The organism is Sphingomonas sp. SORGH_AS_0879 (assembly GCF_030819175.1).
Taxonomy (GTDB): domain Bacteria; phylum Pseudomonadota; class Alphaproteobacteria; order Sphingomonadales; family Sphingomonadaceae; genus Sphingomonas.
The window spans coordinates 657,110-681,483 of sequence record NZ_JAUTBJ010000002.1 but is presented as its reverse complement, the minus strand read 5'-3'; the positions used below and the strand labels follow the sequence as shown (position 1 = coordinate 681,483).

At 65.0% G+C, this 24,374-nt stretch carries 24 protein-coding genes; 6 read left to right on the top strand and 18 right to left on the bottom strand.

All coding sequences use genetic code 11. The annotated features are described in order from the left end of the window. Nucleotides 1–128 precede the first annotated feature (128 nt). The 3 genes from QE379_RS03990 to QE379_RS03980 all read right to left on the bottom strand — a co-directional run bounded on the left by QE379_RS03990 (nt 129) and on the right by QE379_RS03980 (nt 2,550). Nucleotides 129–1,439, bottom strand: a complete 1,311-nt coding sequence (locus QE379_RS03990) for a HAMP domain-containing sensor histidine kinase (protein ID WP_267433838.1) — start codon at nt 1,437–1,439, stop codon at nt 129–131. A 70-nt stretch (nt 1,440–1,509) separates the two neighbouring features. Next, nucleotides 1,510–2,199, bottom strand: coding sequence for a response regulator transcription factor (locus QE379_RS03985; protein ID WP_306998058.1), 690 nt, complete (start codon nt 2,197–2,199; stop codon nt 1,510–1,512). A 39-nt stretch (nt 2,200–2,238) separates the two neighbouring features. Continuing rightward, complete coding sequence (locus tag QE379_RS03980; protein ID WP_373461717.1) at nt 2,239–2,550, bottom strand: hypothetical protein; 312 nt, start codon at nt 2,548–2,550, stop codon at nt 2,239–2,241. A gap of 119 nt (nt 2,551–2,669) precedes the next feature. Here QE379_RS03980 and QE379_RS03975 point away from each other — a divergent pair, with 119 nt between their 5' ends. Continuing rightward, nucleotides 2,670–4,454 carry an ABC-F family ATP-binding cassette domain-containing protein gene (locus QE379_RS03975; RefSeq protein WP_306998054.1) on the top strand — a complete coding sequence of 595 codons (1,785 nt, stop codon included), beginning with the start codon at nt 2,670–2,672 and terminating at the stop codon, nt 4,452–4,454. Nucleotides 4,455–4,472: 18 nt separating this feature from the next. Here QE379_RS03975 and QE379_RS03970 read toward each other — a convergent pair whose 3' ends face one another. From QE379_RS03970 to QE379_RS03950, 5 genes are all read right to left on the bottom strand, one after another. Then, nucleotides 4,473–4,862 carry a hypothetical protein gene (locus QE379_RS03970; RefSeq protein WP_306998052.1) on the bottom strand — a complete coding sequence of 130 codons (390 nt, stop codon included), beginning with the start codon at nt 4,860–4,862 and terminating at the stop codon, nt 4,473–4,475. Next, nucleotides 4,837–5,865, bottom strand: coding sequence for a TadE/TadG family type IV pilus assembly protein (locus QE379_RS03965; protein WP_306998050.1), 1,029 nt, complete (start codon nt 5,863–5,865; stop codon nt 4,837–4,839). Before QE379_RS03965 ends, QE379_RS03970 begins: the two co-directional genes overlap by 26 nt. Next, the gene (locus QE379_RS03960; protein ID WP_306998048.1) at nt 5,862–6,413 is read right to left on the bottom strand and encodes a TadE/TadG family type IV pilus assembly protein; all 552 of its coding nucleotides are present in this window, start codon (nt 6,411–6,413) and stop codon (nt 5,862–5,864) included. Before QE379_RS03960 ends, QE379_RS03965 begins: the two co-directional genes overlap by 4 nt. Further along, nucleotides 6,410–6,991 carry a TadE/TadG family type IV pilus assembly protein gene (locus QE379_RS03955; protein WP_306998046.1) on the bottom strand — a complete coding sequence of 194 codons (582 nt, stop codon included), beginning with the start codon at nt 6,989–6,991 and terminating at the stop codon, nt 6,410–6,412. The genes QE379_RS03960 and QE379_RS03955 overlap by 4 nt, the downstream gene beginning before the upstream one ends. A gap of 108 nt (nt 6,992–7,099) precedes the next feature. Further along, nucleotides 7,100–7,843, bottom strand: a complete 744-nt coding sequence (locus tag QE379_RS03950) for a dienelactone hydrolase family protein (RefSeq protein WP_306998044.1) — start codon at nt 7,841–7,843, stop codon at nt 7,100–7,102. On the opposite strand from QE379_RS03950, the gene QE379_RS03945 reads away from it, so the two are divergent. The 3 genes from QE379_RS03945 (at nt 7,842) to QE379_RS03935 (ending at nt 10,900) form a co-directional block, all read left to right on the top strand. Beyond that, nucleotides 7,842–8,555, top strand: coding sequence for a DUF2238 domain-containing protein (locus QE379_RS03945; RefSeq protein WP_306998041.1), 714 nt, complete (start codon nt 7,842–7,844; stop codon nt 8,553–8,555). The genes QE379_RS03950 and QE379_RS03945 overlap by 2 nt on opposite strands. A 301-nt stretch (nt 8,556–8,856) precedes the next feature. After that, a complete protein-coding gene (locus tag QE379_RS03940; protein WP_306998039.1) occupies nt 8,857–9,636 on the top strand; it encodes an SDR family oxidoreductase in 780 nt (259 codons plus the stop codon). A gap of 40 nt (nt 9,637–9,676) precedes the next feature. Next, entirely contained in the window at nt 9,677–10,900 is a 1,224-nt protein-coding gene (locus tag QE379_RS03935; protein ID WP_306998037.1) for a threonine synthase, read from the top strand. A 99-nt stretch (nt 10,901–10,999) separates the two neighbouring features. Here the strand turns inward: QE379_RS03935 and QE379_RS03930 are convergent, their stop codons facing one another. Further along, nucleotides 11,000–12,250, bottom strand: coding sequence for an arsenic transporter (locus QE379_RS03930; RefSeq protein ID WP_307003074.1), 1,251 nt, complete (start codon nt 12,248–12,250; stop codon nt 11,000–11,002). Between the two features lie 191 nt (nt 12,251–12,441). Further along, a complete protein-coding gene (locus QE379_RS03925) occupies nt 12,442–14,577 on the bottom strand; it encodes a TonB-dependent receptor (protein WP_307003072.1) in 2,136 nt (711 codons plus the stop codon). A gap of 171 nt (nt 14,578–14,748) precedes the next feature. Here QE379_RS03925 and QE379_RS03920 point away from each other — a divergent pair, with 171 nt between their 5' ends. Then, nucleotides 14,749–14,928, top strand: coding sequence for a hypothetical protein (locus tag QE379_RS03920; protein ID WP_267433756.1), 180 nt, complete (start codon nt 14,749–14,751; stop codon nt 14,926–14,928). A 123-nt stretch (nt 14,929–15,051) separates the two neighbouring features. On the opposite strand, the gene QE379_RS03915 is transcribed toward QE379_RS03920, so the two are convergent. From QE379_RS03915 to pncB, 3 genes are all read right to left on the bottom strand, one after another. Continuing rightward, nucleotides 15,052–15,333 (bottom strand): VOC family protein, encoded by a 282-nt coding sequence (locus QE379_RS03915; protein ID WP_306998035.1) that lies wholly within the window; start codon nt 15,331–15,333, stop codon nt 15,052–15,054. A gap of 29 nt (nt 15,334–15,362) precedes the next feature. After that, nucleotides 15,363–16,454, bottom strand: coding sequence for a Gfo/Idh/MocA family protein (locus QE379_RS03910; RefSeq protein WP_306998034.1), 1,092 nt, complete (start codon nt 16,452–16,454; stop codon nt 15,363–15,365). Nucleotides 16,455–16,692: 238 nt separating this feature from the next. Next, nucleotides 16,693–17,997: a nicotinate phosphoribosyltransferase gene (pncB, locus tag QE379_RS03905; RefSeq protein ID WP_306998032.1), complete on the bottom strand. Its 1,305-nt coding sequence runs from the start codon at nt 17,995–17,997 to the stop codon at nt 16,693–16,695. Between the two features lie 145 nt (nt 17,998–18,142). Between pncB and QE379_RS03900 the strand changes: the two genes are divergently transcribed. Beyond that, entirely contained in the window at nt 18,143–20,182 is a 2,040-nt protein-coding gene (locus QE379_RS03900; protein WP_306998030.1) for a DUF3857 domain-containing transglutaminase family protein, read from the top strand. Between the two features lie 883 nt (nt 20,183–21,065). Here QE379_RS03900 and QE379_RS03895 read toward each other — a convergent pair. The 5 genes from QE379_RS03895 to QE379_RS03875 all read right to left on the bottom strand — a co-directional run bounded on the left by QE379_RS03895 (nt 21,066) and on the right by QE379_RS03875 (nt 24,295). Further along, nucleotides 21,066–21,344 carry a hypothetical protein gene (locus QE379_RS03895; RefSeq protein WP_306998028.1) on the bottom strand — a complete coding sequence of 93 codons (279 nt, stop codon included), beginning with the start codon at nt 21,342–21,344 and terminating at the stop codon, nt 21,066–21,068. Further along, nucleotides 21,341–22,396, bottom strand: coding sequence for a hypothetical protein (locus QE379_RS03890; protein WP_306998026.1), 1,056 nt, complete (start codon nt 22,394–22,396; stop codon nt 21,341–21,343). The genes QE379_RS03895 and QE379_RS03890 overlap by 4 nt, the downstream gene beginning before the upstream one ends. A 134-nt stretch (nt 22,397–22,530) precedes the next feature. After that, the gene (locus tag QE379_RS03885) at nt 22,531–22,776 is read right to left on the bottom strand and encodes a hypothetical protein (protein ID WP_306998023.1); all 246 of its coding nucleotides are present in this window, start codon (nt 22,774–22,776) and stop codon (nt 22,531–22,533) included. Then, nucleotides 22,773–23,060: a hypothetical protein gene (locus QE379_RS03880; RefSeq protein ID WP_306998021.1), complete on the bottom strand. Its 288-nt coding sequence runs from the start codon at nt 23,058–23,060 to the stop codon at nt 22,773–22,775. The genes QE379_RS03885 and QE379_RS03880 overlap by 4 nt, the downstream gene beginning before the upstream one ends. Then, a complete protein-coding gene (locus QE379_RS03875) occupies nt 23,060–24,295 on the bottom strand; it encodes a phage major capsid protein (protein ID WP_306998019.1) in 1,236 nt (411 codons plus the stop codon). The genes QE379_RS03880 and QE379_RS03875 overlap by 1 nt, the downstream gene beginning before the upstream one ends. Between the last annotated feature and the right edge of the window lie 79 nt (nt 24,296–24,374).

The window sequence follows — 24,374 nt, the reverse complement described above, 5'->3', positions numbered from 1 at the left end:
AGGATGAAGGGGTGGCGGTGCCACCGGGTACGACACCTCCGCGTTCTCCGCGCCTCCGCGCGAACCATCCTTCTTCTTCTCTCTTCGCGTCATCGCGGCTTCGCGTGAACCAAAAAGCCGGAAAACCCCTACCCCACCGCCGCTGGTAGCCGGAGCCGCACCAGGAGCCCGCCCAGATCCTCGCTCTCCTCCAGCGAAACCGTACCGCCGTAAATCTCCGCCACGTCGCGCACGATGGCGAGGCCCAGGCCGGTACCCGGCTTGCCGGTGTCGAGCCGCACGCCGCGATCGAAGATGCGCACCCGTTCGCTCTCCGGGATGCCGGTGCCGTCGTCCTCAACCAGGATTTCGACGAACCCGGCCTGCGCGCCGACCGTCACGAAGACGCTGCCGCCGCCATATTTGGCCGCGTTCTCGACCAGATTGCCCAGCATCTCGTCCAGATCCTGCCGCTCGACATGAACCGCCAGGTCCTTGGGGCCGTCGATGTCGATGCGGACATGGCGATAGAGGCGGCCCACCGCGCGCTCGACCGATTCCAGGCTGGGCCAGACCTCCGCCCGGCTGTGCGCGGACCCACGCCGCCCGACCGCGCGGGCACGGGCGAGATGATGGTCGACCTGCCGCCGCATCGTCCGCGCCTCGCGGATGACGGTCTCGGACAGGTCGTCGGCGCGCGCGGTCGCGGCGTTCATGATGACGGTCAGCGGGGTCTTGAGCGCATGGGCGAGGTTGCCCGCATGGCGCCGCGCCTCCTCGGCCTGTTTCTCATTATGCTCGATGAGCGCGTTCAACTCCTCGACCATCGGCGCGACTTCATTGGGCATGGCGTCGGAAATGCGGTTCGCCCGCCCGGCGCGCATCGCCGCGATCTCCTCGCGCACCCGGCGCAAGGGGTAGAGGCCGTAGAATGTCTGCATCGCCGCCATCAGGAGCAGGCCGACGCCCAGCAGCGCGAAGCTGCGGATCAGGATGCGGCGCAGCGCCCCGACCTGGGCGTCCAATTCGGTCGTCCGCTGTGCCACCTGAAAGCGCCAGCGGACATCCGATCCGGGCAGCTTGACGTCGCGTTCGACGATGCGCAGCTTTTCTTCCGGAAACTGGGTGCTGGTATAGACGTGGATGTCGTCGTCGTTGCGCGCCGGGCCATAAGCGAGCCGCCGGTCCCAGAGCGACCGCGACGGGAAGGGATCATAGCCCTTGCCGGACACCTGCCAGTAGATGCCGGAGCCAGGCTCCAGAAACCCCTGATCGGCGGGCTCCCGGTTGAACCATACCTCGCCCTGCGAATCGATTCCGGCGGACACCAGCAGCGACTTCAGCACATAGGCCTGGCGGTCGTCGAAATTCTGGGTGACCGCCGACACCAGCACCCGGTCGAGCGCGAAGCCGCCGCCCGCCAGCAGGACCATGATCCACCCCGCGGCGATCAGGATCATGCGACGCGACAGCGACCCCGTGCGCAGCGTCGGGCGCGTGGTCTGGCCTTCCTTCACGATGTTATCCGGATCAGGCCGCCGGTTCCGCCGCGGCGCCCGCCGCCGGATCGTCCAGGCTATAGCCCAGGCCCCGGATGGTGGTGATCACATCCTGGCCCAGCTTCTTGCGGATGCGCGTCACGAACACCTCGATCGTGTTCGAATCGCGGTCGAAATCCTGGTCGTAGATATGCTCGATCAACTCGGTCCGGCTGACCACCTTGCCCTTGTGATGGAGCAGATAGCTGAGCAGCTTATATTCCTGCGCGGTCAGCTTCACCGGCTCCCCGGCGCGCGTGACCTTGCCCGAACGGGTGTCGAGCCGCACGTCACCGGCGGTCAGTTCGGACGAGGCGTTGCCGCTCGCGCGCCGGATCAGCGCGCGCAGGCGGGCGATCAGTTCCTCGGTCTGGAACGGCTTGGCGACATAATCGTCCGCGCCCGCGTCCAGCCCCGCCACCTTGTCCGACCAGCTATCGCGCGCGGTCAGGACCAGGACGGGCGTGGTCTTGCCCTCCTTGCGCCAGCGGTCGAGTACGGTCAGCCCGTCGATCTCGGGCAGGCCGAGGTCGAGGACGATCGCGTCATAGCTTTCGGTCGAGCCCAGGAAATGCCCCTCCTCGCCATCGGTGGCCAGGTCGATGGCATAGCCCGCGCCCTCCAGCGTGGCCTTCAACTGCTGGCCGAGATTGGGCTCGTCCTCGACGATCAGAACGCGCATCGCAAAACTCCTATTCCCCTTCGACGAAAGCGGCGGCGTTCAGCCATCGGTCCGCCCGATGATCTTGCCGGTGCGGCCATCCACTTCCACCCAGATGACCGTCCCATTGCGCAGGAACTTCAGCGTGTAAATCTGTGCCCCCGCATCATAGTCGAAACCGATATATTGCGAATCGCGCATGGTGGGCACGACGCGCTGTTCGATTTCCCGCAGCGACAGATTGCCTTCCTTGCGCGCCTGGAACGCACGCATCTGGTCGCCGCGACGCTGATCGGGGGCCATTCCCATCGGGGGCTCGATCATCGGCGGCGAACCCATCGGTACGGCAAGCAGAGCCAGAAGGACGGTCATCGACATGAAATTGGCATAGCGGTCAACCGTTGAACAGCCTCTGAATGGATCATGCAGGCCCCGGACAGCGCATGGACCGCTTGCCGGGTTCCCCATCCGCCCCTAACTGCCATATCATCATGGCAGCACCCGTTCTTTCCTATGAAGACCTGGGCCTCGTACAAGGCTCGGGCTGGCTCTTCCGGCATCTCGACATCCATATCGGTCCGCGCGACCGGCTGGCGCTGATCGGGCGCAACGGGGCGGGCAAGTCGACCCTGCTCAAGCTGATCGCCGGGATCATCGATTCCGACGAGGGGCGACGGATGATCGTGCCGGGCACGCATGTCGTCTATCTGGAACAGGACCCCGACCTGACCGGCTGTGCCACCCTGATGGACTATGTCCTGTCGGGCGAGGGCGCGCCGGAAAGTTACGAGGCGGAGGCCATCGCCGGACAGTTGGGCATCGACCTGACCCGCGATGCTTCGACCGCCAGCGGCGGCGAGAAAAGGCGCGCCGCGATCGTCCGCGCCCTCGCCATGAACCCCGACGTGCTGCTGCTCGACGAGCCGACCAACCATCTGGACCTCGCCGCCATCGAATGGCTGGAGGACTGGTTGAAGCGCTTCACCGGCGCGTTCGTCGTCATCAGCCATGACCGGACCTTCCTGACCCGGCTGACCAAATCGACCTTGTGGCTTGATCGCGGACAGATGCGGCGCAACGAGGTCGGGTTCGGCGGCTTCGACGCCTGGACCGAGCAGGTCTATGCCGAGGAACAGCGCGCCGCCGAAAAGCTCGACGCGAAGCTCAAGATCGAGGAGCATTGGCTCCACCGCGGCGTCACCGCGCGGCGCAAGCGCAACCAGGGACGGCTGGAAAAGCTGCACCAGATGCGCGCCAGCCGCGCCGCGATGATCGGTCCGCAGGGGGCCGCCAAACTCGGCATCGCCTCGGACGATGTGAAGACCAAGGAGGTCATCAAGGCCGAGCATGTCACCAAGCGTTACGGCGACCGGACGATCATCAAGGATCTGAGCCTGAAGGTCACGCGCGGCGACCGGATCGGACTGGTCGGTGCGAACGGGGCGGGCAAGACGACGTTGCTCAAGCTGCTGACCGGCGAGATCCAGCCCGACGAGGGCAGCGTCTTCCTCGCCAAGACGCTGGACGGCGTCATCATCGACCAGCAGCGCAAATTGATGGCCCCCGAAAAGCGGGTGCGCGAGGTGCTGGCGGATGGCGGCGACTGGATCGACGTGCGGGGCACGCGCAAGCATATCCATGGCTATCTCAAGGAGTTCCTGTTCGACCCCTCGCTGGCCGAGGCGAAGATCGGGACATTGTCGGGCGGCGAGCGGTCGCGGTTGTTGCTGGCACGGGAATTCGCGCGCGAATCCAACCTGTTGGTGCTGGACGAGCCGACCAACGATCTCGACCTGGAGACGCTCGATCTGCTTCAGGAGGTGATCGGCGATTATGACGGCACCGTGCTGATCGTCAGCCACGACCGCGACTTCCTCGACCGCACGGTAACGGTGACTTTGGGGCTCGACGGGTCGGGCACGGTGGATGTGGTGGCGGGTGGCTATGCCGACTGGGTCGCGAAGCGCAAGCAGCCGTCCGAGGCGAAGAAGGCCCCGGCCAGGACCGCCCCGACGCCCCCCGCCCCCGCACAGGCCAGGACCAAGCTCAGCTACAAGGACCAGCGCGATTACGAGCTGCTGCCCAAGCGGATCGAGGAACTGGAGGCGGGAATCGCGCGCGACGAGGCGAAGCTGGCCGACCCCGATCTCTATGCCAAGGACCCGGCGGGCTTCGACCGGCTGATGAAGGCGATCGAAAAGGCGCGGCAAGAAAAGGACGCGGCCGAGATGCGCTGGCTGGAACTGGCCGAACAGGTGGAGGCGCTGGCGGGCTGATCCCCCGCGCGCCGCGCGTCATCCGGTGATGCGCGCGGTCGCCACGGCGTTCTGGAACAGCGCATCGAGCGCGGTGTAGATGTCCTGATCGGTCGTGACCTTGGTGTAGAGGCCCGACGAGGCGCAGGCCTTCAGCGCGGGTTCGACCTTGTACAGGCGCGGCTTCACATTGTCCTGCGACCACCTGTCCCCGTCCATGGAGTCCGGCAGATATTCGGTATAGAGGATCGCGATCCGTACATTGCGATTCTTGATCATGTCGCATTTGGCGGTATCGAAAGCGACCTCGGGAGCGCCCCCGGGTCGCTGTTCGTCCCGCATTCCATCGGTGATGATGAACAGCACGGCCTGAGGCGCGTCCTTTCCGATGCCGTTGCCCGGATCATCGGGTCGCTGTTCGTCCCGCATTCAACAGCACGGCCTGAGGCGCGTCCTTTCCGATGCCGTTGCCCGGATCATCGATGGTCGCATTCATCCGATCCATCGCATCGCTGCTGCCCGTATCCTGGTCGTTGAAACCGACTTCGGTCGATTGGCAGGCCTGTGTCGGACAAAGGTTGCTGTAGAAAAGCGATGGCATGAGATTGGCCGTCTTGGTCGCGGCCAGTTTCATATTCCCGGTCTTGGGCTGTAGGATCGAATATCCGCCGCGCCCCCGGAAGGATGCGATCGTGATGCGATAGTTCGCGCCGTTCTTGCTGGACGTGTTGGTCGCATTCGTCGTCAGCTTGGAAACAGCCGTTCCTTCGTCGTCGATGCGCAGCGACAATCCATAGGATTTGGCGACGCCATACAGGTCGGTCATCTTCCCATTGGCATCGATGCCGGTCAGGTCATTGGTCGAATGGCAGGCGAACTTGCAGCCCCTGCCGTTGCTTGCCGCGACCTTCGCCAGACCGGCGCTCGTCGTCGGCAGCGCCATCGAGCCCGACACGTCGAGCAGCATGTAGAAATCGATATCGGGCGCAACGGCGTTGGTCGTCGCCGACTTGCCCGTAACGGTCAGGCCGTCGATACCCAATATGCGGGCGAAGACGTTGTTCGACACCCCGCTATAGCTGACCGTCGCGGTACGGCGTCCATTGGCGTCGGTCGGGGCCTGGATCGTCACATTGGACAGGGTGATGCCGCTCGACTTTATCAGGTCAGCGGCTTGCAGGTTGAAGAAATTGCGGGCGATATTGGCGGCATAGCTGTCATCCGCCCGCATCGCACTGTTGCTGACGGCCAGAAGCGCAGCGGCGTCGGCGATGGCGTTGAGCTTGGTCTGCGCCTTCATCGCACGGGCATAATCGACGCCCATCCCGATCGAGCATGTCAGGATCGGCAAGGCCAGCGCGAACATCATCATGACGTTGCCACCCCGATGGCGCAGCAGCGCCCGGCGCGAGCGGAGATGGGTGAGCGTCACTGACAATCCGTGCAGTCGATCTGGTCGGTGTTGCGCGGGATCATGTAGAGCGAATCCTTCAGTGTCAGCGGCCCGATCGCCCCGAAGGAACTGGGCGGGGTGTAGGCATAGGTGACTTCGGCGAAAAGCAGATAGGATGAGGAATAAGCGAGCATTTCGTTCGGCACGGTGATCCGGCTGCCGGGATTGTAGCGGGTGGTGTTGAGCCCCCTGCTCCATTTCACCGTCGCCTGGCCGTTGGCGATGGCGATCTCCGTCACGCGGATCGTCGCCGCGCTGGCGGCATAGGGCAGCAGCACCTGGGTCGCCAGTTGCAGGTCGTCGTCCACTTCGCTCGCCGAGATCGTGCCGGTGGTGTTCTGCGAGATCAGGTCGCCGGCCGCACGGGTGGCGATCGTCACCTTGCGGTTGCAGGCGATGCCGTCCTGAAGCTGAACTCCGCCCAGATAGAGGATCAGCATCACCGGCAGGGTCAGCGCGAATTCGATCATCGCGACCCCCTGCCTGTCGCCCAGCGCGGCAACGCATCGCACCCCCCGGCGGATCACGTATAGGCCTCCGACTTGGAGACAGAGGTCGCCATCAGGACCGTCTGGCCCGTCCCCCGCGCCTTCAGGTCGGCGGTCGGGGCAATCTGCATCGGCCAGAGATAGATGAAACGGATCATCACCAGCGACCCTTGCGCGCCCAGGTCATAGGAAAAGCTGTTGGTCGGCTTTCCCTTGGCATCGAAGGTCAGGGTCATGGCATTGCTACCCAGCCCGGCGCCGGTCGTCGCGCTCCTCACATCGACATACAGCCGCGAGCACGACATGAATGAGGGCAGCGCGGCGCATCCGTTCTTGCGGAAACGCTCGGCAAGCTGCGCCTTGGTCATGCCCGTGCCGCTGCCCTGGATATCGCTGGCCTGGGTCTGGCCGGTGACGACACCGCGCGCCGCCACCTCGACCGCGCTTTCCAGCGTTTCCTGCGCCAGATAGGCCAGGCTGGTCTGGAGGATCGCCAGCAACAGCGCGATGAACGGGGTCGCGACCAGCGCGAATTCGACGATCGCCGCCCCCCGTCGATCGGCAAGGATCGACGTTCGGTGGCCTAAACGGCGGCGCGGTAAGGGGAGAAAAGGCATGGCCGGGCAAGTTTCTTTCCTGCCCATTATGGCCAGGATTCGTTAAACTTCGGCAAACATCTTAGCTTGCGTCAAGAATCCGGCGGGCCGCCCGCCGGAGGCCGGACCCTATCGCAGCGCGCGGGCGTACAAGGCCAATGTCCAGTTCATCGCCTGAAGGAACAGCGCGGGATCGTATCGCGGCCCCTCGTCGCGCAGAAAGGCGTGCTGGCCCGCCACCTCATGCCATTCATAGGAGGCCCCGACTTCCTCCAGCCGCGCGCGGATCGCCTCTCGCCCGGCATAGGGGACATGCGGGTCCTGCCGCCCCCAGACGAACATCGCCTCCGCCTTCAACTCGTCCATCCGGGCCAGGCTGTCGTCGTCACGTCCCTCGCCCAGCGTGCCCGAATGGATATCGGTGGCGTAGAAGCAGGCCGCCGCCGACACGCGCGGGTCGAGCGCGGCGCGATAGGCGAGATGCCCGCCCAGGCACACGCCGAACGTCCCCAGCCGCCCGTTGGACGCCGGATGCGCCGCCAGCGCGCCCAGCCCCGCCGCCGCATCCGCGTCATAGGCCGCCACCGGCTTGGTGAATTTCAGGTCGTTGCCCCGGTCCGTCCCCGGCTTGTCATAGGCGAGCACCGTTCCCGCCGGTTCATATTCATGATAGACCTCGGGCACCGCGACGACATAACCCTGCCCCGCCAACATCGCCGCCAGCCGCCGGATCGGGGCCGTCACCTGATAGATTTCGGAAAACAGCAGGATGCCGGGAAAGCGCCCCTCGATCGCGGGGCGGAACAGGTGCATGCGCATCGTGCCCGATCCGGGCACTTCGACATCCTGACACTCGTCGCTGCGTATGATCATGGCGGGCCTTTCTCTGCTGCGCGCCGTCCTTCGCATTCCGGCGCGGCGGCGGCAATCGGCTTGCGAGGGGGCGGGCCGTCGTTATCCTGGCGGCATGGAGCGGGGAACGATGCGACTGGCGCTGTTGAGCGCGATCTGGATGGCCGGACTGGTCGTATCGGGCCTGCGCCCCTTCGACCGGGCGACCTGGTGGATGGAGGTCGCGCCGGTGCTGATCCTGCTGCCGTTGTTATGGGCAGCGCGGCGGCGCTTTCCGCTGACCGGGCTGGCGCTGTTGCTGATCGGGGCGCACGGGCTGATCCTGATGCTGGGCGGAGCATATAGCTATGCGCGGGTGCCCGCCGGATATTGGGTACAGGACTGGCTGCATCTGGCGCGCAACCCCTACGACCGGCTGGGCCATTTCGCGCAAGGCTTCGTACCCGCCATCGTGTTTCGTGAAGCGCTGATCCGGCGCGGGGGACTGGTCCGGGGCGGCTTGCTGACCGCCTTGGTCGTTGCCTGCTGCCTGGCGGTCAGCGCGACCTATGAACTGATCGAGTTCGGCGCGGCCATGGCGCTGGGCCAGGGGGCGGACGAGTTTCTGGGGACGCAGGGCGATCCGTGGGACACGCAATGGGACATGCTGATGTGCCTGATCGGGGCGGTGACGGCGGTGCTGACCCTGTCGCGGGCGCATGACCGGCAGATGGCGGGGATGGCGGCAAGGTAAGTTTCGCGCGGAGACGCGCAGACGCGGAGGTGTCTGGACGTGCCGCGCCGTCCCCCATCCTCTCGATCGGAAGACAAAGCCGATCTGTTGTGAATGGAGGCAGCCTGCGGCTGGGCGAGACACCTCCGCGTCTCCGCGCCTCCGCGCGAACAAAAAAGGGTGATCGAAGGACCGAGCCATGGTAAAAGCCCCCAGCCCAATATCGGGAGTTTTCGAAATGATCCAGCGGCACCGCTAAGGCGGCACAGGTTTCAACGAGGCGGCAAGACCCGCCCCCCTGCCCTTCATTTCGAGAGAATTCATGCCACGCTTGCCAAACAAGACGTGCGTCGTCACCGGCGCCGCGCGTGGGATCGGCCACGCCATCGCCCGGCGCGTTCATGCGGAAGGCGCGACCGTCATCCTGACCGACCGCGATCGACAAGCCGGACAGGCCGCCGCCGATACGCTCGGCTGCCGCTTCGAGCCGCTCGACGTCGCGGAGGAAGCCGACTGGGCACGACTGGCCGGGGCCGTGCCCACCGCCGATGTGGTGGTCAACAATGCCGGGATCACCGGGTTCGAGTATGGCTTCGTCCCCCACGACCCCGAACATGCCAGCCTGGCGGATTGGCGCGCGGTGCACCGGGTCAATCTCGACGGCACGTTCCTCGGCTGTCGCTATGCCATCGGCGCGATGAAGGCGGCGGGCACGGGTTCGATCATCAACATCTCGTCGCGCTCGGGGCTGGTCGGGATACCGGGGGCAGCGGCCTATGCCTCGTCCAAGGCGGCGATCCGCAACCATAGCAAGACGGTCGCGCTCTATGCCGCGCAACAGGGGTGGAAGATCCGTTGCAACTCGATCCACCCGGCGGCGATCCTGACCCCGATATGGGAACCCATGCTGGGCGGCGGCCCCGACCGGGCGGCGAAGATGGCGGCGCTGGTCGCCGACACGCCGCTCAAGCGCTTCGGCGAACCGGACGAGGTCGCGGCCATCGCGGTCATGCTGGCCTCGGACGAGGCGACGTACATCACCGGCTCGGAATTCACCATCGACGGAGGGCTGCTCGCCGGGTCTGCGGCGACACCGGGCTAAGCGTCTGGCGTCGGGCGGTTTCGGCCGATAGGCTGGGGTCATGAATCGCAACCTGACCGAAGACCGCCCGACCTTCGTGACCCATCTGGAATGCTCGCTGACCGGCAAACGGTACGAGGCGGACCAACTCCACGGCCTGTCCCGCGCGGGGCGACCGCTGCTTGTCCGCTACGACCTGGAGGCGCTGGGTCGGGCGGTGTCGCGCGAGGCCATCGCCGCGCGTGAGACGGACCTGTGGCGCTGGCGCGAACTCCTGCCCGTGCGGCACACGACAAGCATCGTATCGCTGGGCGAGATCGAGACGCCGCTGATCCCGATTCCGCGGTCCGGCGGCGCATCGGTGCTGGTCAAGGATGAGGGGCGACTGCCCACGGGCTCGTTCAAGGCGCGCGGGCTGGTCATGGCGGTCGCGATGGCGCGCGAACTGGGCGTCACCCGGATCGCCATGCCGACCAACGGCAATGCGGGCGCGGCGCTGGCCGCCTATGCCGCCCGCTGCGGGATCGAGACGGTGATCCTCTGCCCGGAGGAAACCCCGGAAGTGAATGTCCGCGAGATCGCCGCGCAAGGCGCGCGCGTCTGGCGGGTCAACGGCCAGATCGACGAATGCGGCGCGATCGTCGGGCGCGGTGCGGTCGAGGGGCGCTGGTTCGACTTCTCGACGCTGAAGGAGCCCTATCGGATCGAGGGGAAGAAGACGATGGGCCTCGAACTGGCCGCGCAACTGGGATGGGAACTGCCCGATGCGATCTTCTATCCCACCGGCGGGGGCACCGGCCTGATCGGCATGTGGAAGGCTTTCGACGAGATGGAGCGGCTCGGCTGGATCGGTCCCAAGCGCCCGCGCATGTATGCGGTGCAGGCGAGCGGCTGCGCGCCCATCGTCCGCGCCTATGAGGCGGGCGAGGAGCATGCCGAACGCTGGGAAGATGCCGCGACCGTGGCGGCGGGGATTCGGGTGCCGAAAGCGGTCGGCGACTTCCTGATCCTGCGCGCAGTGCGGGAGTCGGGAGGCGCCGCGCTGGCGGTGGGCGACCCCGCCATCCTGAAGGCGGTGGACGATTGCGCCCGGCGCGACGGGCTGCTGCTCTGTCCCGAGGGCGGGGCGACGCTGGCGGCGTATAACCAGGCGGTGCGCGACAATCTGGTCGATGAGGATGAGCGGGTGGTGCTGTTCAACTGCGCCACCGGGCTGAAATATCCGATGCCGGAAGCGGGGCAGTGGCTGGACAAGGACGGGGCGATCGATCTGGCGGCGCTGTAATGCCCCACCGCCGTTCAACCTGAGCGAAGTCGAAGGCCAAGGGAAAGCGTCCCGCGTGCACTTCGACGTCGCTCAGTGCGAACGGAGGTTGGGATTAATTCACCCGATCGCCAACCGCATCCCCAGCGCCGCCAGCAATGCCAGCGGCATTGCCACCGCCCCCACCTTCAGGAAGGCGAGGAAGCTCACATCCTCGCCCTCGCGCCGGATCGCCTGGAGCCACAATATCGTCGCCAGCGAGCCCGTCACCGACAGGTTGGGCCCCAGGTCCACCCCGATCAGCAGCGCGTCGGTGACGATCTGCGGCGGCTGCGCCTGCGCAATCGCGCTGCTGGCGATCAGCCCGGCGGGCAGGTTGTTCATCGCGTTGCTAACAAAGGCCAGCACCGTCCCCGACACCGCCGCCGCGCGCGTCGGATCGATCAGCATGTCCCGCAGCCCGCGCGCCACCCAGGCGATCACGCCGGTCCGGTCGAGCGCCTCGACCAGCACGAACAGCCCCGCGACCAGCGGCAGCACGCCCCAGGACACATGCCGCGCGAGCCCGAGCGGCGACCGTCCCGCCAGCAGCGATACGATCACCGCCGTCGCGATCCCCGCCAGCGCGGTCGGCAGGCCCAGTTCGGCGTCGAGCGCCGACACGACGAGGAGCAGCAGTGCGGTCAGCACGATCCCCGCGATCGCCAGCCTGCCGCCGGTGGTCAGCGTATCGCGGACCACATCGGCCTCGCACGTCCCCGCGATCCGCTCACGCTGGGTGAAACGCAGCACCGCATAGGTCACGACGATCGACGCGATGGAGGGCAGCGCGAACGCCTTCATCCACGCCCCCAATGGCGGCATATGCCCCCCGTACAGGACCAGGTTCGCCGGGTTGGAAATGGGCAGCACGAAGCTCGCCGCATTGGCGATCAGGGCACAGGCGAAGAGCAGGGGCAGCGGATCGGCCTTGGCCTTTTTCGCCGCGACGAACACGGCGGGAGTCAGCACCACGGCGGTCGCGTCGTTGGACATGAAGGCCGTGACGATCACGCCGGTCGCATAGACCAGCGCGAACAGCCGGGCCCGTGACCGCCCCGCCATGTTGACGGCGGTGGCGGCGATCCAGTCGAACGCGCCATGCTCGCGCGCCGTCTCGCTCAGCAGCATCATGCCGATCAGAAAGAGATAGACGTCGAGCCCCTTGCCGACCGCCTGCCCGGCCTCTTGCCAGGGCATCAGGCCGAGGACGATCAGCACCACCGCCCCCGCCACCGCCCAGATCCATTCGGGCCAGCGCATCGGCCGCGCGATGACGCCCGCGGTGGACAGCCCCGCAATCGCCCAGGTCGTGCCCGTTGCCAGCGTCACCATCGGCTAATCATTCCCCTGCGGGCCGCACCGGCCCCGTCGTCCGTCGCCCGATAGGCGAGAGGCGCAAGCCGTGGCAATGGCCGCTCCCATCCTGTCCCAACCGGCCCCGGCTTTCGCCGGGGTGGGGCATGAAGGGGGCGTGAAAGGCCGACTTTAGCAACACCCCCACAGGGGAGAACTTCACCTCATCAGAACGCCTTGGACAGGCCGACGAAAAAGCCGCGACGCGGTCCGAATTGCGGCGCACCGACACCCACGCCGGTTCCGTCGCGGATTTCGTACTTATGGTCCAGCAGGTTGATCACGTCGAAGCGGATATCGAGATTCGGCCCCGCCAGATGCTGGCTCGCGGTCAGGTTGAATTGCGCATAGGGTGACAGCTTCGCGCCGTTGGGGATGGAATTGACGTCGTCGTCCCGCCGCAAGCCCGAGCCATAGATCATGCTGCCGCCCAGCTTTGTCCCTTCCGCAAAGGCATAGGACAGGCCCGCCGATCCGGTGAATGTCTGGTCGTGATCCAGATAGATATAATGCCGTGCGATATAGTCGAGATCGTCCTGGCCGAAGCTGAACTGGCTGGAGACGATGTTGCGCCCCTTGGCCTTGGCCGCCGCGAAATTGGCATAGGCGAGCAGGCCGCCGCGCGCATAGCTCATATTCGCCTCGATCCCGCCGATGCGTCCCTGGGAATAGTTGAACGGGGTCAGGATGATCGGCGCGCCGAACTGCCCTTCATCGATCAGGTTCTTCGAGATGCGATAATAGGCGTCGATGCCATAGGTGAAGTAACGGCTGAGCTTCGCCTGGAACCCGGCGTCGAAATAATCCTGCCGCTCGGCGAAAGGCACGGTGTTGTCGGTGACGGCCGGATAGGCGCTGGTGCCGACGAACTTGGCGATGCTGGTGCTGCCGACCAGTTCGAAGGGCGGCGGCACGAAATAGCGCGAATAGCCCGCATGCAGCGTATAGGTATCGCCGGGCTGCCAAACGAGATTGACGCGCGGCGACAACTGCCCCTCGCGCCGATAGCCGTTATAGAGATCGTAGCGCGCGCCATAGTTGAGCGTCAGCCGGGGCAGCAGCTTCCATTCGTCCTGAAGATAGGCGCTGAAGCTGGTCGCGGTCTTGCCGCCATTGTCGACGATCGCGATCGGCTCGCCCGCCTGGTTGCCGTTCGCATCGACGGGCAAGACGCTGGTCGTGGTATCGCTGGTCGAACGGTCCCGCGTCACCAGCAAGCCGCCGCGCAACGTATGGGCGGCGCCGACATGATAGACCGCATCGACCTGTCCGCCGATCGCGAAGTCCTGCTTGTACGCCTGTTGCGCCTGGCCATTATACAGCAACTCGCCCAGCACGTCGGGGCGGTAGCGCAGAGAGGAATAGCGCGCGAACAGCGACGCCTGCACGGTCAGCGGTTCGGCATCGTGGAGGAAGGCGATCTGGCCGAAGCCCGTCTTCTCTAACTGCGTCTCGTTCAGCGTCTCGCTGGGAAAGGCGCTCTGCCCGCCGACGGTCCAGGTGCCGCTGGGCTGCTGGCCGACCGGGTTGGGGATCTGGAACCACTGGTTGGAATAACCGCCGACGAACGACACCCGGTTCTGATCGTCCAGGATATGGTCGATATAGGTGAAGGCCTGATACTGGTCAGTATCGTCATGCACCGGGTTGGAGCGGCCATCGACGCTCTCGATGCCCAGCCCGCTATGCCGGTAATCGCCCGAAACGAAATAGTTGGTGCTGCCCGTCGAGCCGCCATAGGTCAGGCTGGGCTGGATGGTGTTATGGCTGCCGCCATAGAGGGACGCGGTGCCGCCATTGTCGAACAGCCCGCTCTTGGTGGTGATGTCGATCACCCCCGCCGTGCGAAGGCCATATTGGGCGGGAAGCGCGCCGGTCAGGATGTTGACCTTGTCTACCAGGCGCGGCGACAGGGTCTGGCCGAACACCGCCAGCCCTTCGGGCAGGATGGTGCCATTGATGCGATATTGCAGGCCGTTATGGTCGTCGCGGACATGGAACTGGCCAAAGCCGTCCTGCACCACGCCGGGGGCCTGAAGCAGGATCTGGTTGAACTGCTGGTTCTCGCCGCCGGGCAGCGCCTTGATCGTGTCGCTGGTGATCTCGTAATTCGACGCGCCCAGGCTCGGCTGGATATGCGCGCGGGCATTGTCGAGCCGCTTGGCGGTGACGACGATATCGCTGGTGTCACCGCTCGCCTGCGTCTGGTCGGTATCGGGCGTGGGGACGCCGCGCGTCTGGGCGAGCGCCGGAACGGCTATTGCGGACGAGGCGACACAGCAGAGCAGGGCATAAAGACGCATGGACATACTCGCATGATATATAGTCTCCCGGTGACGTCCTGCTTCGCTGCACCGCGATACGAAGGCAAGCGGAGTCGCACCGCATGACGCATTTGTAAGCGAGTCATCATGCGCCGCTCAGGCCCTCCATGGGTCATGGTAAGCGGGGCGGCATCGGCCTATATCAGCGAGATGGCCGAACGTTTTGAAAGACACCGCCAGCCCTGGCGGACCGACGAAATTCAGAAACTCCATACGCTTGCCAAGAAGGGCATGGCGCTGAAGGCGATCGCCAAGGCGCTGACCCGGAGCGAGGAGTCGGTAAAGGCGCGCGCGAAGGAAGACGGGCTGTCGATCGCCAAGCTGCACTGAGGGGCCGTTTGCGAGCGCGCTGCGGGCGCGTATCCGAACAGCCTCCCGGCGGCGTCAGCGGATGATGTGGCCGATCCGCACCAGCACCCCGCTGGGATCGCTCACCGCGAATTCATAGGTGCCTCAGGGTTTGGCGTGCGGGGCACCCCGCTCGATGATGCGGTCGCGCACCCGGTCGGCGACCGCATCGACATCCTCGACATAGAGATAGAGGCCGAAGGGGTTGTCCTCCACCCGTGGCGGCCAGCCCGGCATGTGGTTCAGATGCAGGTGCCAGCCCTGCCCGTCCTCCAGGATGCGATAGCCGCCGAAATCGGCCGCCACCTCGAAACCCAGCAGCCGGTAAAAGGCGGTGCTGGCATCCAGATCGTCGGCGGGGACGATGGCGACGACATGGTGGTTCATCGGGGCGCCCCCTGGAGGCATGACCGGGATCAGGCGATGGCGATCCGCCGCCCCTCCCGCGCGGAGCGGTAGATCGCCTCGATCACCTTCATGTCCGCCAGCCCTTCCTCGCCCGCCACCAGGGGCTTGGTGTCGTTCAGGATGCACTCGGCCAGGTGATCGAGTTGCCCGGCATGCTGGCCCTTGCCTGCCGGGACCTGTCGCTCCTCGGTACGACCGTCGCGACGAATCCACATCTTCTGCCCCTCGTAGGAGGTGGCGGGCTCCAGTTCGATCCAGCCCTCGGTCCCGGTCACGCGGTACATATTGTGGTTGGAGCTGTAGCTCGACACGCAGGTCGTCTCGATCCCCGAGGGGAAGCGCAGCAGGAAGCTGATCCGGTCCTCGACGGTGCGGAAGCGCGGGTCGTTGCGGTCGGTCGCCTCGATCGCGCTGACCTCCACCGGTTCCTCTCCGGTCAGATAGCGGACGGCGTTGAGGCTGTAGATGCCGATATCCATCAGCGACCCGCCGCCCGACAGCGCCCGGTCGAGCCGCCACTGGTTGGGCCGCGCGTTGAAGCCGTGGTCGGCGGTGATGATCCGCGTCGGCCCGACGAAACCCTTCTGCGCCAGATCGATCGCCAACCGGTTGTGCGGCTCGAACCGCGAGCGATAGCCGATCATCAGCTTGCGCCCTGCCTTGCGGCACGCCTCGATCATCGTGCGGCACTCGGCCACCGACACCGCCATCGGCTTTTCGCACATCACATGCTTGCCAGCCTGCGCGGCGCGCACCGTATATTCCGCGTGCAGGGAATTGGGCAGGATCACATAGACGACGTCGATATCCGGATTGTCGCGGATGCGGTCGAACGTCTGATAGCTGTAGCGATGGCTTTCGGGGATGCCGTATTTCTCGCCGAAGCGCTTCAGCTTTTCGGGCGTCCCGCTGACCAGCGCGACCAGCCGCGATTGATCGCATTCCGCGAATTTGGACATGATCAGTTCGGCATAGCTGCCCAGCCCGACGATCGCATAACCGATCTTGCGTCCGCGCGGCGCGGCACAGGCATTGCCCGCCGCCAAAGCGAGCCCCGCTCCCAACCCCGCGATGATGGTCCGACGATCGGCGTTGCGCATGGTCTTCTCCCTTGATCCGGCCAGGCGATGTCGTCCCGCCATTTCATGAAGTTACCATGCGCCGCCACGGGGCACCACCATCATAGACCAAAGTCGATACGATCCTCCCCAGCACAGGGAAGGGGCAGGGTGTAGCCCTGCCGGAGGGGTTTCCTCATAAGATGTCCCTAGCGGCGCGCGCCCTCCACCACCGCTTCGCGGCGGTCCCCCTCCCCGTGCCGGGGAGGATCGTATCGGCCTACACGGTGACCGCAGACGCGTGGCGCCCTTCCTGCCCGAATATCCGCAGATAGCGTTCGATCTCGTCCGGCCGGCCGGTCGCCTTGGCGGGGTTGTCGGACAGTTTGACCGCCGGTCGCCCGTCCGCGCTGATGACCTTGGCGACCAGCGAGATCGGCTCCAGCCCCGCCTCGCCCGCCGGATCGCATCCCCGGAAGTCGTTGGTCAGGTTGGTGCCCCAGCCGAAGCTCATCCGCACCCGGCCATGGAAATGGCGATAGGTCGCCTCGATGCTGTCCACATCCATGCCGTCGGAAAAGATCAGCAGCTTGGTCTTCGGGTCGCGGCCAAGCTGCTTCCACCAGGCGATGATCTGCTCGCCCCCTTCGATCGGCGGCATCGAATCGGGGCGGAAGCCGGTCCAGTCCGCCAGCCAGTCGGGGGCGTTGCGCAGGAAGGCGCTGGTCCCGAACGCATCGGGCAGGGCGATGCGCAGATTGCCGTCATACAGCGCCTGCCACTCCTCCAGCACGCGGTAAGGCGCCGCCGCCACCCCGGCATCGTCGGGGGCCAGCGCGGCCATCACCATGGGCAGTTCATGCGCGTTGGTGCCGATCGCCTCCAGGTCGTTGTCCATCGCCAGCAGCACGTTGGACGAGCCGATGAAGCGATCGCCCAGCCCTTCCTTCAGTGCCTCGACGCACCAGCGCTGCCACAGGAAACCGTGCCGCCGCCGCGTCCCGAAGTCGGAGAGGACAAGGTCGGGCAATTCGCGCAACCGTTCCACCTTGTCCCACAGCTTGGCCTTGGCGCGGGCATAGAGGATGTCGAGCTCGAACCGCCCCTTGCCCTTCAGCGCGGCGCGCGAGCGGAGCTCGTTGACGATGGCGAGCGCGGGAATTTCCCACATCGTCGTCTGTGCCCAAGGGCCGTCGAAATGCAGCTCGAACTGGCCGTCGACCGTGCGCAGCTCGTAATCGGGCAGTTGGAAGCGGGCCAGCCAGTCGATGAACTCGGGCTTGAACATCCGCTGCTTGCCGTAAAAGCTGTTGCCCGCCAGCCAGATCAGCTCCTTCTTGGTGAAGCGGAGCGTGCGGGCGTGGTCCAGTTGCTCGCGCAATTCCCGCTCGTCGATCACCTCGGCCAGCCGGACCGACGTGCTGCGGTTGATCAGCGAGAAGGTCGCATGGACCTCCGGATGAAGCTGCCGGATCATCTGAAGCATCAGCAGCTTGTAGAAATCGGTGTCGAGCAGGCTGCGCACGACCGGGTCCAGCCGCCAGCCGTGATTATAGACGCGGGTGGCGATATCGGTGACGGGCATCGGGACTCCTCATGGTCGGTCGCTCTGCGGCAATGCGTCCGTCGATGCACGTTCCGCCGCGACCGGGCAAGCACCGGCCCCGGCTTGAACCGGGCGAAGCTTCTGTCACTATGCCGCCCGGGGCCGATGACGGGATTGGGGGGGGATGACGGTGCGGATGATGGCGATGGCGCTGGTGTCGATGCTGGCGGTCGGAACGGCGCAAGGACAGGCCGACCGGGTCCGGCGCGGGCCCCTGCCCGCCTGGGCCACCCGGTCCGAACCCCTGGCCGTCCCCGCGGATGCCGGCGGCCCGGTCTTCATCCGCCGCCAGGATGTCGAGGCGCATCTCGACGACAAGGGGCAGGCCCAATATCTGGGCTACCGCGTCAAGATCCTGCAATCCAATGCGCTTCAGATCGGCAATGTCTCGCTGGCCTGGGATCCGGCCGCCGGGCCGCCGATCGTCCATGGCATCACCGTCATCCGCGACGGCCAGACCATCGACGTGCTCAAGACCGCCGCGTTCGAAATCCTGCGCCGCGAGGACAAGCTGGAGGAGGCCAAGCTCGACGGCATGCTGACCGCCGTGCTGCGCGTCCCCGACCTGCGCGTCGGCGACGAGCTGGAGATCGAATGGACCAGCTTTTCCAAGGACCCGGTGATGGGCAACAAGGCCTCCGGGCTGCTGGCGCTGGCCGCCAGCCCGGCACCGGGCCGCTATCATGTCGGCCTGAGCTGGGACGCCGGGCACAAGCCCAACGTCAGGATGACGCCCGACCTGGCCTCGGCGGCCCAATGGAGCGACACGGCCCTCGACCTCCGCTTCGACAATCCGCCGACCCTGACCCCGCCCAAGGACGCGCCGCCGCGCTACCAGTGGCAACGGATCGCGGAATATAGCGACTTCGCCGACTGGGAGTCGGTGTCGCGCCATTTCGCGCCGCTCTACGTCAAGGCATCGACCCTGCCCGCCGCCTCCCCGCTCAAGGCCGAGGTCGCCCGTATCGCCGCCGCAAATCCCAAGCCGCTCGACCGGGCGGCGGCCGCGCTGAAGCTGGTCCAGCAGAATGTTCGCTACATCTATGTCGGGCTGAACGGCGGCAACCTGACCCCGGCCGGCGCCGACGAGACGTGGCAGCGCCGCTATGGCGACTGCAAGGGCAAGACGGCGCTGCTGCTCGCCCTGCTCCGCGACATGGGGATCGAGGCGGAGCCGGTGATCGTCAATTCCAGCGGCGGCGACGACGGCTTCGACCAGCATCTGCCCAATCCCGGCCTGTTCGACCATGTGCTGGTCCGTGCGCATATCGACGGCCAGAGCTATTGGCTGGACGGCACCTTGCCCGCCGTGGCGACGCCCGCCGCGCGGCCGGTCTTTCCGGTACAATGGGTGCTGCCGCTGACGGCCACGGGCCATGGCCTGGAGAAGCTGGACCGGCATATGGCCAAGGTGCCTGACGAGATCACGCTGACCGAGATCGACGCGCGCGCCGGGTTCGACAAGCCCGCCACGCTGACCTCCACCACCATCACGCGCGGGGTGGAGGGATTGCAGCAGCAGATGCAATTCTCCGCCATCACCCCGGCACAACTGCTCGACACGCTGCGCCAGAACGCGGTCGGCGAATTCTGGCAGGCGATCGACAGCGTCACATGGCACTACGACCAGAAGGCCCAGGCGAGCATCCTGACCATCAAGGGCACCGGCAACGTCGATTGGGAAAATGGCACGGACGGGACCAGATCGCTGGCGCTGCCCGGCGGCGGCTTCAGCCCGCCCGACCGGCGCAGTCGGGGCGCCGATGCGCGCAAGGACGTGCCCTTCTACACCAAGCCCAGCTATGACTGCTACGCCACCAGCATCCGCCTGCCCGGCGGGACGGAGGCCCGGCAATGGTCGGCGACGGCCAGCTTCGACCAGCGGCTGTTCGGCCATGATTATTACCGCGCCTGGGAGATGCGCGACGGCACGATCCGCATGATCCGCGGCTCGCGCACCGAACAGACGGAAATCGACGTCGCCACCGCCGAACGCGACAATGCCCGCATCGCCGCCTTCGACAACAGCAAGGGCTATATCACCTACACCCCGACCGGAAAAAAAGCGGACATCGGCAAGGGCGAGAAAGTCCCCACGCCCGACGAAATCGACTGGACCGCCGACAATGTGCCGTGCACGGCGCCGCGAGCCACGGGGGTGTGAAGGCCAGCGGGCGGCGCTTGCCGGGCTTTGGCGATGTCCAGGAAGGCCGCCGCGGAGGCGGGATGCCGGTGGCTAATTTTGCAGCACGGCAATGGCGGAGACGGAGGGTATCTAACGGGCACAGAAAAGTTGGGGTTCTAGGGAGTGCGGCGGGCGCGACCCCTGTTTCGACCCCTGATATAGACGAGCTTTAATCTGCCGGTGAGTATGAGCGCCATACCTGAAGCTCATAGCGGTGGTCCAAGCCAAGAGCCTTCGAGTCAACTGACTGTACGACGACCTCGCCCTCTGGCCAACCTTTCAGCTGGACGAATGTAAAGCGATCGGTGGTTGCGAACTCGCTCCACTGCCCCTCTAGTTTTGAATGTGCTAGAACTTGAGGTGCGGGTATCTGCTTTTCAAACTCGATGAAGACAAGGACAGCCTCATTCCGCATCGTCCCGCCGTTATTCACATACCAGGCGTAGTAGGCGACGTTTTCTGAGGATTCACCTAGCGAGACAGACAATTCGCCATCAGCACTCTTGGAAATGTCAGGTCTGCTCTCGAAAATAAGGCGATCTTGTCTAGCGCATCGCGGGCTTCTCTGCGCCCTCTGAACCAAAATTCTGTCCATAAGGCTAGGGTAGCTCCTCCCAACCCGAAGAACGAGAAGGCAACCACGTCGGATAACCCTAGGCGCGACACTATCCCCCAGCCGGATACCAAGAACTTGTCCCAGCCCCTAGCCGCTGCAAACTCTTCAACAGCCTTCGTAAAAATGATGAAAGCAACAGCAGTCACCCCGCCGAAGGCAAGGCTAACCCATTTCCTGAAACCCACCCTGCCGATAACCGCTTATGGCTATGCTCCGCCTAAATGCAAAGATTATGCGTTCATCGAGCTATGGATTGGCGATCGCAACTTTTTCATACCCCGCCTGATCTAAAGTGCAATCGACCAACTCCAGAAAAGACTTCTTCGTCAGCCCAACCTGCTTTGCCATTTTACCGAGCAGCGGGTCACCAATTGTTTTATGCGACGAACCATGACTCATTTTTGTCTTCTTCATGGTCTTTTTGCCCGCCAAGTTCCAATATATATAATAATTGTGGTCACCATTATCTTTTTGGAAGCCCTTGCGCTGTAGCGCAGCATCAATGACGTCGCGATCCCTCGTCACCCGGCGGCTACCTTAAAGCGAGTCAGCAAATTCGCCTTCACTGCGCGAGCCTCATCATCAAGCTCATCATCTTCAGCAAGCGCGTAATTGCGCCATAAGACGTTCAGTTCATCAAGAACACTTTTCCGAAGATCACCGTAAGAGGTGGCAAAAGCATCCACGCCAATCGATCGATCTTGGAATATGAAGAGACGCTCATCCCACTCGACCGTGACCGGTATAGAGAGTGGGCGGTTGGCCCTGATTACATAGTCATCCGCCTTGAACTCCTCGATAGGAGGCAGGCTGGGCTCAAGCTCTGTAACCGTATCAATCTGCTTGAAAGAGCTTACATCGCCCTTCTGATTGATCTTCGGGCACCCCGTGAAACGGAGGCGCTTCCTTACATTCGCTTTCAACCAATCTTCAAGCGGCAGCGGGTAGTCCAGGCGAATAGCAGGATCGTGGCTCGGCTTGACCGTCAGAATGGTTCGCGCGAAGTCGATCGCCTGCAACTTGCCCGCCACAACTTCTTCGTCCACCTCCGGTGGCTCGGCTGTATCATACTTCGCAAGCAGGGCACGCGCGCGATCAGCTTTAAAGTTGAATGGTCCTCGTGATCCAGCACGAACAGTGACCTCAAGGCCGCTGTCTTCGGGCGGCAATAATCCGAGCGCCGCTTTCGCCATAAACCAACGCTCGCGCGCATTCGGAAGCGCAAGTTCGACCTTTTCCTCTTCTCCGCTGTCGAACGCCTTTAGTGTCTTCAGCAGTTTCTCACGTGCGGCGACGGCGGCAGGAGTGAATGCGCCAGCTTGGGAAGCGACATTGAAGGGCTGGATGTGACTGCCATACTTCGGTGCGCGACAAACGATCGCGTAATCGCGCTTTACCTTCGCCGTCGGCTTAAGCCGCTCACTTAGGTTTCGCCCTTCCGAGCGCATTCCAATAATGTAAACCATGCGTTGGAGGGCTTGCAGCGAGGCGATGACCGCGTCAGCAGGAGCGCCGTCAAGCCGCTTCACTGGCTCGCCGTCGAATTTTAGCTGAATGTCGTCCGGCTTCTCGGCCACCTATCGCCCCATCAATGCGCGTGGTGGCTTCCCACATCGCGTTTGTGATATTGTTAACCCGCCGACTCTGCGAATGGAAGGGGCGACGGAGGAGCCTCGCTCAACCCCGCCGCCCACCGCGCGAACGCCTGCCCTTACACGCTCGCGCGGACCCGTTGTCCGGTCGGTGCGGGCTTCCCGACCTTCGGCCCGACCTCCTCGGCCAAGCCGTTGCGGATGAGTTGACGGCCATAGTCGGCATTGATCGCGCCGGTCTGACCGGCTCGCCAGCGCCCACACTCCCGAACGATACGAATGTTGATCGTCGGCCCCGGCGCGGAGGGGGTGAGACCTTCGCGCCGGGGTAGCTTATGGGTGAGAAAGATGATGGTATCCGTCACGCCTGCCCATTGCCCGTAGGCGCGGGTGCAGGCTTTCCAGCCTTCGGTTTGACCTCCTCAGCCAAGCCGTTGCCGATCAGTTGCCGCCCGTACTCGGCATTGACCTCTGGTTCGTCGCCTTCGACCCACTGCCCGCAAGCCCGGAGGATGCGGAGCTTCATCCGTTCGCCTTCCGTGTCGTGCTTGAGGGTGACGAGCGAGGGGGTGCCGAGAAGCGCGACGTCATATGCGCTTTCCGGCACCGGCTCACCGGTCACGACGGCGGTTGTGACCTTCTCGCCCATCAGCCCTGCGCCCCCGAATAATCGCCGTAGATCAGGGCGCGCGGCTGGCGCACGGCCAGCGCAATCCGCTCCTCAGCGAGAATGGTGACGGCGTTGCGGACGAAGTTGTCCCGGTCCTCCGTCGAGAGCAGGACCACCGGCGTCATCCGGTCGTACACGGTCGCGCTGTTGGCGAAGTTGCCGACAAGGAACTTGCCCGCCGGCATCGAAGCGGAGGGGGCAACATCGAGGCCCCACGCGGTCGCCATCGCCGTGCCCATCGGACCGGAGCCGATGTAGCGGCCCTCGCTGCCCTTCAGCCCCTGCAAGCGGAGCCAGTCGGTTGAGTTGACGACGATGCCGGTCGCCGGGAGGTCGGCCCGCTCCGCCTGGGCGATAGCGTTGAGGACGACATCGAACTTGGAGGCTCCAGCGGCTTCCCCGGTCGCGTCGTAAGCGGTCGCCTGCGGGATCAGGCCCAGCAGGTTCGTCCCCGCACCGTCACCGAGCAGCAGCTGCATTTCCTCGCGCAGCGCCAGCCCATAGCGCAGTTCACCGTCGATCAGGGTGCGAAGCTGCCCGCCGTCGTCCAGCACCTGCCGCGACGCGCCCACCCAATGCGCGATCGTCTGGACCTTCGCCTGCGCGAGTTCCCAGCCGAACTGGCTTTCCGGCTTGAGCGCCATTTCCGCGACCGTGGCCGCGTTGATCTCGCGAACCACCTGACGCGGATACTCAATCATGTTCGAGCCGGTCGTGCCGCGCCCCAGCAGGTCGCGGATGGTGAGGCGGCGGCGGGGCATCGCCACCGCGTCCGCCCGATCCGGCGCGATCAGCGCGCCGCCGCTGCCGGGGACGCTGGTGATTGCGTTCGAGGGCGTGAGGTCGATCTGCGCGCGAGCCTTGCCCGCCGCGTTGCGAAGGCCGCTCAGGGCTTCCGAGTTGACGACCTGATCGCCCCACGACGACTGCGAGCCGCCGAACACGATGTGGCCGCCAGCGTTGATCTGGTTCTGGATCGAGGACATTGCGTCGGCCAGATTGGTGATCTGCTGATCGCGCTGGGTGAAGCCGTCGCGAAGCGTCGCCTGAATGTCCGCGAAGATCGCTTCCGGGCTGCGGTTGCCATCGGCGCGGACGCCCATGCCGCTGCCGCTGACACGGAGCATCGCGACCGGGATGCGGGTCGGAAGCGCGCTGGCCATGACGCGACCGCCGGTGCGGATCATCGCGATGGGAAGGTTGTTGGTTCGCATAATAGTTCCTCCTGATAACGGAGGGACTTTCGGCCAGCCGGTTTGGAAAGTACTGGATAAGGTCCAGTGACCGGAAATA

Excerpts from the sequence above, each read along its gene's own strand:
- QE379_RS03990 (WP_267433838.1), bottom strand. The coding sequence starts at position 1,439 with ATGATCCTGATCGCCGCGGGGTGGATCATGGTCCTGCTGGCGGGCGGC.
- QE379_RS03985 (WP_306998058.1), bottom strand. The coding sequence starts at position 2,199 with ATGCGCGTTCTGATCGTCGAGGACGAGCCCAATCTCGGCCAGCAGTTG.
- QE379_RS03980 (WP_373461717.1), bottom strand. The coding sequence starts at position 2,550 with ATGACCGTCCTTCTGGCTCTGCTTGCCGTACCGATGGGTTCGCCGCCG.
- QE379_RS03975 (WP_306998054.1), top strand. The coding sequence starts at position 2,670 with ATGGCAGCACCCGTTCTTTCCTATGAAGACCTGGGCCTCGTACAAGGC.
- QE379_RS03970 (WP_306998052.1), bottom strand. The coding sequence starts at position 4,862 with ATGCGGGACGAACAGCGACCCGATGATCCGGGCAACGGCATCGGAAAG.
- QE379_RS03955 (WP_306998046.1), bottom strand. The coding sequence starts at position 6,991 with ATGCCTTTTCTCCCCTTACCGCGCCGCCGTTTAGGCCACCGAACGTCG.
- QE379_RS03945 (WP_306998041.1), top strand. The coding sequence starts at position 7,842 with ATGGCGGGCCTTTCTCTGCTGCGCGCCGTCCTTCGCATTCCGGCGCGG.
- QE379_RS03950 (WP_306998044.1), bottom strand. The coding sequence starts at position 7,843 with ATGATCATACGCAGCGACGAGTGTCAGGATGTCGAAGTGCCCGGATCG.
- QE379_RS03940 (WP_306998039.1), top strand. The coding sequence starts at position 8,857 with ATGCCACGCTTGCCAAACAAGACGTGCGTCGTCACCGGCGCCGCGCGT.
- QE379_RS03935 (WP_306998037.1), top strand. The coding sequence starts at position 9,677 with ATGAATCGCAACCTGACCGAAGACCGCCCGACCTTCGTGACCCATCTG.
- QE379_RS03925 (WP_307003072.1), bottom strand. The coding sequence starts at position 14,577 with ATGCGTCTTTATGCCCTGCTCTGCTGTGTCGCCTCGTCCGCAATAGCC.
- QE379_RS03920 (WP_267433756.1), top strand. The coding sequence starts at position 14,749 with ATGGCCGAACGTTTTGAAAGACACCGCCAGCCCTGGCGGACCGACGAA.
- QE379_RS03915 (WP_306998035.1), bottom strand. The coding sequence starts at position 15,333 with ATGAACCACCATGTCGTCGCCATCGTCCCCGCCGACGATCTGGATGCC.
- QE379_RS03910 (WP_306998034.1), bottom strand. The coding sequence starts at position 16,454 with ATGCGCAACGCCGATCGTCGGACCATCATCGCGGGGTTGGGAGCGGGG.
- pncB (WP_306998032.1), bottom strand. The coding sequence starts at position 17,997 with ATGCCCGTCACCGATATCGCCACCCGCGTCTATAATCACGGCTGGCGG.
- QE379_RS03900 (WP_306998030.1), top strand. The coding sequence starts at position 18,143 with ATGACGGTGCGGATGATGGCGATGGCGCTGGTGTCGATGCTGGCGGTC.
- QE379_RS03880 (WP_306998021.1), bottom strand. The coding sequence starts at position 23,060 with ATGGGCGAGAAGGTCACAACCGCCGTCGTGACCGGTGAGCCGGTGCCG.
- QE379_RS03875 (WP_306998019.1), bottom strand. The coding sequence starts at position 24,295 with ATGCGAACCAACAACCTTCCCATCGCGATGATCCGCACCGGCGGTCGC.